This window comes from Bacillus sp. EE-W1 (assembly GCF_009760835.1).
GTDB lineage: Bacteria > Bacillota > Bacilli > Bacillales > Bacillaceae_G > Bacillus_A > Bacillus_A wiedmannii.
In genome coordinates this window covers 1-10,094 of record NZ_WIPE01000123.1, presented here as the reverse complement: position 1 = coordinate 10,094, position 10,094 = coordinate 1, and the positions used below count along the sequence as shown (strand labels likewise).

Here is a 10,094-nt window from a genome sequence, read left to right as displayed (position 1 = left end):
GGGGGATGGAGCTTCAGACGTAGAGGCGCTTTTTGCCTCGAAGGAAGAAGCGAAGCCACCGATCATTCTAGCCGCTATAGCTGGATAAAATAAGAGCCTCCTATATGAATAGGGAGCTCTTATTTTGTCGTTATGTGTCGGTAAGTCGATATATTAAAAAAATCGCTGATATAATTTCATTTACCGTTACACGACAAGAAAAAGAGCTACTCTCAAACAATGAGAATAGCTCTTTTCTTATGCAACTTTTTCTTCCGAAGTAATGCCGCGAATTTCATCAGCAGAACGAATTGGATATTTGCGGAATACGATTGATCCGATGTATCCAACAATAGTGGTAACGATTCCACACAGTACGGCAGCAATTGTTACTTTTACAACGTCATTAAATCCGAATAAGACAAGAAGTCCTGGGATTGGTGATGCTGTTCCTGGTGCATTATTAACGAGCTGGAACAGAGATGTAATAATACCAGCGAGTGCACCGCCAACGAAGTTTGTCGCATAAATTGGAATTGGATTTGCTGAAACAACATCGGCTTGTGTTAAAGGCTCGATTGCTACAGCGATTGTGTCTTTCTTTGAGCAAATTTTTAGTCGCTTAAAGAAAATAAAGTTCATCGGGGCTGAGGCTGCTACGGCAAGACTACCAATTGCCATTGGTAAACCTGTTAATCCAAGCATTGCAGTTAGTGCCATAGAACTTAATGGAGAAGTAGAAATAACTGTTATTAATCCACCAAGCATAATACCCATAATGATAGGACTTTCTGTAGTTGCAACTGAAATCATAGAACCGATTTTACCGAGCGTTGCATTCACGAGCGGATCCATAAGCATGGCCATTCCGCGTGAGATTGGTGCGGCAATAAATAAAATTGCTAAAAACTCTACACCAGCCGGTAATTTCTTTTCGAGAAATTTCACGACGAAAGCGCAAACGTATCCAGCGAAAAATCCTGGTAAAATACCGAATCCGCTAGTAGCAATACCAATTAAAACAGCATATACGGGTGAAACACCGATTGCTAGTGCGACTAAAATTGCCGCTGCGACACCGCTCATACTACCAGAAGCTTCTCCTACTGATTGTAAAAAGTCATTATGAAACATCTCTCCACCGATATAACGGTGAAATGCTTCAATAAGAAAACTTGCGATTGCTGCATTAGCTAAAGCACCCATTGCTTTCATTCCGTAAGGAGCACGGTAACTAAAAAGTGTAAATAGACAAAGTACAACAAGTAATAGTGCTAAACCTTGCAAGATAGCCATTTGAAAACTGTCTCCTTTGATTTTTGTAATAAAAATTTGTATCATTCAATAATAATATAAAAGTTCATGAAACGGAAAAATTTTTTATTGGGAAATTGCTATAAGTTGAAAAACCCTTACAATAATGTAAGGAAAGTGTAAGACTTTTCAATAGAGTATGGTATGCCTTTTTCCGTATAATACAGGTATAGACATAAGATTAGTGAGAAAGAAGTGCAAACAGGAGGCGCATGTATGAAATTGGTAATTAAAGTTTTAGCTGTATTCGCCATTATTTTAGGTGGAACAGCGTACTATTTAAACACGAAAACAGAAGGTGTGCATGCTTTTGTAGACAACTTCTTTTCAAATAAAGAAATACAAGATTATTATGCGGTTATAAATAAAGGTGAGAAAAAAGACGGTGAATACTTGTATACATTTAAAGGGTATACAGAAGACGGAAAGTTACAAGTTGTGAAAAGAATGATGAACCGTGAATTGCATACGGGGGCGTTTATAAAAATTTATGCAAAAGGTATGCAAGGAAAAGGATGGGCTGAAATCCCAAAAGAATCAATTCCGCAAAAAGCGTTGGAAAAAATAGAAAAACCGTAAAAGGAGCGAATCGTTCGCTCCTTTTTTAGTGCGTTAAAATGGTAATAGCTGAATTCTCTTTATTAGAAATGATTTTTGCACGTCCACCAATTGGGAAAGTGAAAATCGGGGTTGTATGCCCGAAACTTGCGTTTGCAATGATAGGTATATGTGTAAGTTCAGGCTTTGAAGCAATCATTTCTTGAATGTCTTCTATCGTACATTCTGCACCTTTTTGCATCTTTCCTATAACGATGCCTTTTACATGTTCAAAGTCAGGTTGCTGCATAAGAGAATGTAAATAACGATCAAAAGTGTTAAGGGTAGCTTTTCCAGTTAAACTATCCTCCTCAAGAAATAATATTTTCCCCTGTAAGTTTGGCATATATGGTGTACCTTGTAGTAAATTCAATGTGCTCATATTACCACCGATAATCTCTCCAGTTGCTTCGCCTTCATGAATCGAAATATAACCTTCATTTGTAATGAATTCTCGATTTTCCTGATCTATATACCAAGAATCATCGCTCCACGTTTCAGATGGCAGGACTTCAATAGGCTTATTAGAAGTTAAGCATTGTAAAAAGTAATTAGTCGTATATTCGAGACCTTTCTTCATTCCAAATGAAGAGAAATGGGGTCCTGAATATGTAATAAGTCCTGTTTTTGTGTAAATTGCATTATTTAAAGCGGTAATATCAGAATAGCCACAGAAAAATTTCGAGTTTTCTCGAATTAAATCATAATCGAGATGTTTTAATAAACCATTAGAGTTGTATCCGCCAAGTGTTGTCAAAATGGCTTTTACATTAGGGTCTCTAAATGCCTCGTGAAGGTCTTGAACGCGTGAAGAAATAGAAGAGGAAGCAAATTGATCTATCTCATCAGCATATGTTGAGAATGTAACTTGAAAGCCCATGTTAGTTAATCTTTTTACAGCAAGCTTTCTGTTTTCAGTTGAGACAATACTTAAGCTGCAAGATGGTGAAATAACTCTAATTTCATCACCCTTTTTTAATTTTGTCGGTAGCACATAACTCACCTCTTTAAATGAAAGAATATTTAGATTTAAAAAATATTTTATCATATGAAATAAAGTGAAAGTGAATTATTTTTTGAAATGGAGTTTTCCTGATTTTTCAGCAGACAGACAGAGGTTTTTTTTGATATGATAGGAAAAGTGATTTATTATAAGTAGTATTTAATATCTATAACATTTGAAAGGTGTGCAAGACGTGGAGAAACAACTTGCAGGCTTGCCGGTACACGTTCATTTCGTAACAGAAATCCGTGAAGGGGCGAGGAAGGAAACCGTTGCTTTTGAAGCAAATGGTCAATACTATGTAAAAGGTCAAGGTACATATGTAACATTCCAAGAGCCGAACGAACAGGGCGAAGTGAAAACAATTATTAAAATTCAAGATGAACAAGTTCTCATTATGCGTTCAGGTGCTGTTTCAATGCGTCAAACGCATGTGAAAGGTGAATGGACAACTGGTACGTATACGAGTGAACTTGGTACGTTTGCATTGCAAACGAAAACTGATAACGTTCTTTTTAAATGGTCGGATGAAAAGAAAAAAGGACAACTCTTCTTAACGTACGCATTGCTTCTAAGTGAACAAGAAGCTGGCAGATATACAATTACACTTAATTTGAAGGAGGCAAAATAATGAATTCTTTAGAACAAGTAAAAGGATTAATTAAAGAAGAAATTCAAGCTGCTGTATTAAAGGCAGAATTAGCGACAGAAGAACAGATTCCAAACGTTGTATTAGAATCTCCAAAAGATAAAACAAATGGTGACTTCTCTACAAATATGGCAATGCAACTTGCACGCGTTGCGAAAAAAGCACCTCGTATGATTGCAGAAGAATTAGTTGCAAACTTCGATAAAGCAAAAGCTTCTATTGAAAAAATTGAAATCGCAGGACCTGGCTTCATTAACTTCTACATGGATAATAGCTACTTAACAGACTTAATCCCAACAATCGTTAACGCTGGCGAAGCTTACGGTGAAACGAATACTGGTAAAGGTGAAAAAGTACAAATTGAGTTCGTATCTGCGAACCCAACAGGTGATCTTCACTTAGGACATGCACGTGGTGCGGCAGTAGGTGACACTTTATGTAACGTATTAGCAAAAGCAGGATACGATGTATCTCGTGAGTACTACATTAATGACGCTGGTAACCAAATTCATAACTTAGCTCTTTCTGTTGAAGCTCGTTACATGCAAGCTTTAGGCCTAGAGAAAGAAATGCCAGAAGACGGATACCATGGTGCGGACATCATTGGAATCGGTAAGCGTTTAGCTGAAGAGTTTGGCGATCGTTATGCAAAAGCTGATGCTGAAGAAAGCTATGAGTTCTATCGTTCATACGGTTTAAAATATGAGTTAGCAAAACTTCAAAAAGACTTAGAAAGCTTCCGTGTTAAGTTCGATGTATGGTTCTCAGAAACATCATTATACAAAAACGGAAAAATCGATGCTGCACTTGCAGTATTAAAAGAGCGTGACGAGATCTTTGAAGAAGGCGGTGCAACTTGGTTCCGTTCTATGACTTACGGTGACGACAAAAACCGTGTATTAATTAAAAACGACGGTTCTTACACATACTTAACGCCAGATATCGCTTACCATCGTGATAAATTAGAGCGTGGTTTCGATAAGTTAATCAACATTTGGGGTGCTGACCACCACGGTTACATTCCTCGTATGAAAGCGGCTATTCAAGCACTTGGTTACGATAAAGAAACACTTGAAGTAGAAATCATCCAAATGGTACAACTGTACCAAAATGGTGAAAAAATGAAGATGAGTAAGCGTACAGGTAAAGCAGTTACACTTCGTGAGCTTATGGAAGAAGTAGGCGTGGACGCAATGCGTTACTTCTTCGCAATGCGTAGCGGTGATTCTCATTTAGACTTCGATATGGACTTAGCTGTATCAAAATCTAATGAAAACCCAGTATACTATGCACAGTATGCTCATGCTCGCGTATGCAGTATTCTTCGTCAAGGTGAAGAGTTAGGATTAGCTGCAGGCGAAGACGTGAATTACAAGCTTGTTACTTCGGAGAAAGAAGTAGAGTTACTGAAAAAACTTGGTGAATTCCCAGCTGTAGTTGCGGATGCAGCGCAAAAACGTCTGCCACACCGCATTACAAGCTATGCATTTGAATTAGCAGCAGCATTACACAGCTTCTACAATGCAGAAAAAGTATTAAACCAAGACAACTTAGAATTAAGTAAAGCTCGCTATGAGTTAATGAAAGCAGTACGCACTACACTTCAAAATGCATTAGCAATCGTAGGAGTATCTGCACCAGAAAAAATGTAATAAAGAAAAGCGGAGCCGACTGTTTAGCCCCGAAGGCTAAGGTTCTTTCCCACAGAAGATGCTTTTTATCTTCTTGTGGGGAAGGTTCTTAGACAGAAGGGGCTAGGAGGCAGAGCTGGACAATAAAGAAAAGCAGAAGCGACTCGTTCAGAATAGGAGGAAGGCGCGAAGCCACCGAGTATTCTAACCGATTTTTCATTTTCAGTAAAAGGCAATCACACGATGTTGTGATTGCCTTTTTGTATGGAGATAATAAAAAAATAAAATCTTATCAAACAAAAGGAGAATTTGCGTCGTCTTATATAAATGACAGGAGGTTTAAGATGGAAGAAAAGGTAGAAGAATTAATTGATATATATAAGCAGCAAATATATTCCTTATGCTATAAATTAGCGAAAACGAAAGAAGATGCAGAAGATATTTTTCAAGAGACTTGGATAAAAGTTTTTTCCTCTAGGCACCAGCTTTCTTGCGTGGAAAATTATAAAAAATGGATTACTACAATTTGTGTTCGTACGTTTTATGACTTTTATCGTAAGAAGAAAAGGTGGAAAGATCGCGTATTGGATTTGTTTCATAAAGAGGATGGTGGAGAAATCGATTTCGCAGATGAAGTGAATATATCAGAAGAATTTATTCAAAAAGTGGAATCGGAAATGATACGTGAAGTTATACAGCTATTGAATGAAAAATATAAAACCGTGCTCGTACTCTACTATTATGAACAATACTCTTATAAAGAAATGAGCGAAATATTAAATATACCGATTGGTACGGTGAAATACCGCCTTAATTATGCGAAGAAGCAAATGCGGGAACATTTGGAGGGGTTCGTTTATGACGGAAGATAAGTTTGATCAGAAGATAAGAAGCAGCTTAGCTGAAGACACTATTCCAAGCGGAGAGCTGATAAATAAAACGAAACAGAGCGTACGAAATGCTCGGAAATTAGAGAAAAGATGGGTTGTTTGTATTCATGCTATTTGGATTATTTTATTAACAGTTGTTATGGAGCAGTTTGTCACTCATTTGAATCATAAAGTCCCTATGTTGATAGCAAGTGTGATTATGATGCATCTATACGTTCCTATATATGTTGTCATACAGTCATTTTTAAAGAAGGAGTATAAATTACATGATAGAGTTCGCTAATCCATTTGTAGTATTTGAGATAGCTGGGATTACAATGTTTTTGACTTTTATAGCACTTTTAGTATGTGTAGCATCATGGGTGTATACAGATGCGAAAACGCGTGGAATAAGTAAGTGGTGGGGTGTTATAGCGATTGTATTACCATTTTTTATTGGAGTTTTGTTATATATGATACGAAGAAGTAACAAGAAAATAGAAGGAGAACATACGATGAAGGCTATGAAAAAACAAAAGATAACATTAGTTGTCATATTTGCAAGTACGATGTTTGTATTACTGAGCGGCTTTGCTTTCGTTCAAACGTTAGATGATATGTGGAGAGCTGGTGATATATATTTAGAAAATGAGAAGCAAGGGGAGACCGGTTACGAGGCAAAATTCTCATCATGGGATATTACTGGGAAAGATATTGAACTTGAGTATGAAAAAGATACAGAAGTAACATTTTCTTATGAGACAGATGCAAAACGTGGGAATTTATGCTTTAGCTTGTATGAAAGGCAAGGAGAAGGTATAAGAGAGTTAAAAGAGATCTGTGAATCGAAAAAAGGTACTTTCAAAGCTACATTAAAGGCAAATGAAAGGTATGTATTTAATATAAGTGGTGTAATGGTGAAAGATGGTTTTGTAAAAGTGAATTGGGAAATAAAATAAAGGGCCTTGAGATAGGCCCTTTATTTTATTGGATTGTATACGTAACAGAAAAGCTAACAGGACTATAGTAAACGAAAGGTGCGTGAAATTGAACATACATATTTCCATCTGTTTTTGCAGTGAAAATTCGGCCGTAACCATCAGAATAGCGCCCGATAAGGTTATGATTTGAGTCATAAACACTGTAACTAGGAGTTTTACTGTTAGGTTGAATTGTTAGTTCCTGTCCTTTTTGAAGGAAAATAGGTTCTTGTTCAGAACTACTTCCAGTTTGCAAAGAATAAAATTTTGTAAAGCTTTGTTCTTGAGTGGCAGCAGCGACCTTTGTTTCAGGAATAAAAGCGGTAGCGCCAGTAATTCCTGCTAAAGTTAAAGCACTGGCTAAAATAATTTTTTTCATAGTAGAAAAAGCCTCCTTATTAGTTGTAATCATTTTTGTTACAATTAATATTGTATAGGATAATGAGCAGGAGGAAATATGCTTTTATGCATATAAATATTTTCTCAATAAAAGACCACCGATAAAAATCAGTGGTCTTTTAAATGATTAAGCAGCTTTCTGTTCAGTTTGAGCAACAGATTTTTGAAGTGTATTATAAACTCCTGTCCCGATAACTTCTAATGCCATTTTCATACGTTCAGGCGAAATGTTTTCTAACACATTATCTTGAGGCGTATGGTATACCTTCTCAATATGATAGATTAATGGATTCCAACTATCGACACCCATCCAAATAAATAGGGCGGCAGGAATACCAACTTCAGCAAATGGCACGTGATCACTAGAGCTGAATTTCCCTTGCAGTACGAGGTCATTATTTAATTGTTTACCTGCTTGTAAGGCTGCGTCTGTTACAAGGTTTGGAGAACCGTTAGGCGTCATAGCATATAAATTCTTTGCTTTATCGTAATTTGTTGCAACCATGTCTGCGTTAAAGACACCTAAAATTCGATCACGTTCTTTTTGGGATAGACTATTAACGTAATAATCGGAGCCAAGTAAGCCAGTCTCTTCAGAACCAAAAGCAATAAAACGAATTTCTTTATCAGTTTCTACATTTTGAAAAGCACGAGCTAATTCTAATACTAATCCTGTACCAGAAGCATTATCGTTTGCTCCAGGTGCTCCAACGACACTATCATAGTGCGAACTTACAACGACGGCTTTTTCATTACCTGTGCTGTTTCTTGGTTTCTTTTTAGCGATGACATTAAGTGATGTTAAGTTAGATTCATGTCTCGCTTTTAGAGAAAGAAGAGTGGTCCCTTTTTTAGCGATTTCCTCTTTAAATGCATTTCCTTGTGCATAAGCAAGACCAAAGACAGGGATAGACTGCTTTTTCGTTAGGCGGGGATTGAAGGTTTGTCCATAATTTCCGCGTCCGCCAATTAAACTGTATAAAAGGACACCTTTTGCTCCTTTGCTAACAGCATTTTCAACTTGTTTATTATAGTCTGCAACTGTTGTTCCTCTTTCAAATAGAACAATTTTTCCGTTTACTTCATTTGGGATATCCTCTAATTTTGTTCCACCTTGAACAAAGATAAGAGGAGCTGTAACAGCTTCTGTAGAAATTAGTGCGTTAGGGGCAGCGCCGGCTTGCCAATTACGCTTTGTGGATAATGGTGATTCAATAAATCCAACGTATTGATCCGGCACTTGAAATGGTTGATATTCTACTTCATAGCCCATTGATTTAAGCTGCATACCAACGTAGCGAGAAGCCCATTCTTCTGATTTTGTCCCACCAGGGCGAGGACCAATTGTTTCGGATAAGAAACGGATGTGTTCGATAGCGCGGCTTGCATCAACTTGTTTTGTGATAGGTGAAGTCTGTGTGATTTCTGACGTGGAATCAGCTTTGGCTTGCCCAATTGGAGCTAAGCTAACAGCGAGTGATACAGCAAGCAAAGAGCTTACTATTTTTTGTTTCAAAGATTTTTTCATTTTTTCCTCTCCTATTCTTCTATTCTCTCTGACTGACAAAAGAAGACGGATAACGACTTTATTTTACCGTCATCTTCATTATTTTTCAATATTCTGACATTGAGAAATAAAAAAACGCTATATGCATATTTGCATATTTTTGATGGAGATATGTATGCTATCATTTTAAATGAAGGTTCGCTTTCTGCTTGGAAAGCTCCTACATTGCATGAATCTAGTGTACCCAAACTTTAGATTATGTAGAGAAAAGAATCCTATAGGATTTCTTTTCTCATGTTTGAATCATGTGATGATAAATATGTTTCCGCATTTCATACTTATTATCAGTGATATATGTAAGGCATCCATATGAAAATACGAGGCTGTTCAAAGGTTTTCCGTACTTTTGGGCAGCCTCACCCCGTTAAAAGGACGATACTCTATGTATCGTCCTTTTTTGGCATAAAAAAACACCTAATCAAATGTTCACTTGATTAGGTGTGAAAAACTATTAATAATATTTTTTTCGTTTTGTAGCTAAAATACTTAACAAACCAGCTAGTAGAAGTACGATGCCTACTGTTTGAGTAGGATCATTTTTGTGACCTGTATTTGGAAGTTCTTTACCCTTATTTCGGTCATCTTGCTGTTTGTTTATTTGTGTGTCAGGGTTTTCTTTTTCTAGTTCTTCAGAAGTTTCTTTCCCCGTTTCCTCTTCTTTATTAGGAGGAGTAATTGGTTTATCATCTCCACCGGATGAAGAATCGATTTTTTTATTTGAAACTGTAATTTGTAGTGGTGCAGCTTGAGCTTTTTCAATTGTAAAGTTTATTGGTGATGCATCTAATTGATAGCCTTTAGGAGCCTTTGTTTCCACTAATTGATAATTACCAGGTTTCAAATCATTTACGATTAATTTACCATGCCCGTCTGTTTGTAAACCTTCTCGTACTACTTTTCCGTCGTGATCTAAAATATTGAAAATGGCACCTTCAAGTGTTCCATGGTGATCAATATCAATTTTAGTTAACTCCATTGAACCTGTTGTTAAACTATTTAAAGCTGTAACAGAAGTAACTTGAGATTGTCCTTTCGTAATTGTGAAAGGAATTGGCTTAGCACTTAAATCGTATCCAATAGGAGCCTTCGTTTCAACGAACTGATAG

General features: G+C 36.8%; 11 protein-coding genes. 6 read left to right on the top strand and 5 right to left on the bottom strand.

All coding sequences use genetic code 11. From position 1 onward, the window contains the following. Positions 1-237: 237 nt before the first annotated feature. Positions 238-1,275 (bottom strand): PTS sugar transporter subunit IIC, encoded by a 1,038-nt coding sequence (locus GFJ36_RS27420; protein WP_000996323.1) that lies wholly within the window; start codon positions 1,273-1,275, stop codon positions 238-240. 234 nt (positions 1,276-1,509) lie between these two features. Here GFJ36_RS27420 and GFJ36_RS27415 point away from each other — a divergent pair, with 234 nt between their 5' ends. After that, positions 1,510-1,872, top strand: coding sequence for a YxeA family protein (locus tag GFJ36_RS27415; protein ID WP_000779928.1), 363 nt, complete (start codon positions 1,510-1,512; stop codon positions 1,870-1,872). 25 nt (positions 1,873-1,897) lie between these two features. Here the strand turns inward: GFJ36_RS27415 and GFJ36_RS27410 are convergent, their stop codons facing one another. Further along, positions 1,898-2,884 (bottom strand): S66 family peptidase, encoded by a 987-nt coding sequence (locus GFJ36_RS27410; RefSeq protein WP_097890100.1) that lies wholly within the window; start codon positions 2,882-2,884, stop codon positions 1,898-1,900. Between the two features lie 202 nt (positions 2,885-3,086). On the opposite strand from GFJ36_RS27410, the gene GFJ36_RS27405 reads away from it, so the two are divergent. The 5 genes from GFJ36_RS27405 (at position 3,087) to GFJ36_RS27385 (ending at position 7,001) form a co-directional block, all read left to right on the top strand. Beyond that, entirely contained in the window at positions 3,087-3,524 is a 438-nt protein-coding gene (locus tag GFJ36_RS27405) for a YwiB family protein (RefSeq protein WP_000414868.1), read from the top strand. Beyond that, entirely contained in the window at positions 3,524-5,194 is a 1,671-nt protein-coding gene (argS, locus tag GFJ36_RS27400; RefSeq protein WP_097890101.1) for an arginine--tRNA ligase, read from the top strand. Before GFJ36_RS27405 ends, argS begins: the two co-directional genes overlap by 1 nt. 323 nt (positions 5,195-5,517) lie before the next feature. Then, positions 5,518-6,045 carry an RNA polymerase sigma factor gene (locus GFJ36_RS27395; RefSeq protein ID WP_088065044.1) on the top strand — a complete coding sequence of 176 codons (528 nt, stop codon included), beginning with the start codon at positions 5,518-5,520 and terminating at the stop codon, positions 6,043-6,045. Then, entirely contained in the window at positions 6,032-6,346 is a 315-nt protein-coding gene (locus tag GFJ36_RS27390) for an anti-sigma factor (protein ID WP_087983725.1), read from the top strand. Before GFJ36_RS27395 ends, GFJ36_RS27390 begins: the two co-directional genes overlap by 14 nt. Next, the gene (locus GFJ36_RS27385) at positions 6,330-7,001 is read left to right on the top strand and encodes an ABA4-like family protein (RefSeq protein WP_097890102.1); all 672 of its coding nucleotides are present in this window, start codon (positions 6,330-6,332) and stop codon (positions 6,999-7,001) included. Before GFJ36_RS27390 ends, GFJ36_RS27385 begins: the two co-directional genes overlap by 17 nt. 25 nt (positions 7,002-7,026) lie before the next feature. Here the strand turns inward: GFJ36_RS27385 and GFJ36_RS27380 are convergent, their stop codons facing one another. The 3 genes from GFJ36_RS27380 to GFJ36_RS27370 form a co-directional block, all read right to left on the bottom strand. Next, positions 7,027-7,401 carry a hypothetical protein gene (locus tag GFJ36_RS27380; RefSeq protein WP_088065042.1) on the bottom strand — a complete coding sequence of 125 codons (375 nt, stop codon included), beginning with the start codon at positions 7,399-7,401 and terminating at the stop codon, positions 7,027-7,029. 147 nt (positions 7,402-7,548) lie between these two features. Further along, positions 7,549-8,949 (bottom strand): M28 family metallopeptidase, encoded by a 1,401-nt coding sequence (locus GFJ36_RS27375; RefSeq protein WP_097890103.1) that lies wholly within the window; start codon positions 8,947-8,949, stop codon positions 7,549-7,551. Between the two features lie 490 nt (positions 8,950-9,439). After that, positions 9,440-10,094, bottom strand: a 655-nt coding sequence (locus tag GFJ36_RS27370) for an MSCRAMM family protein (protein WP_157349811.1), incomplete at its 5' end; no start/stop codon positions are given.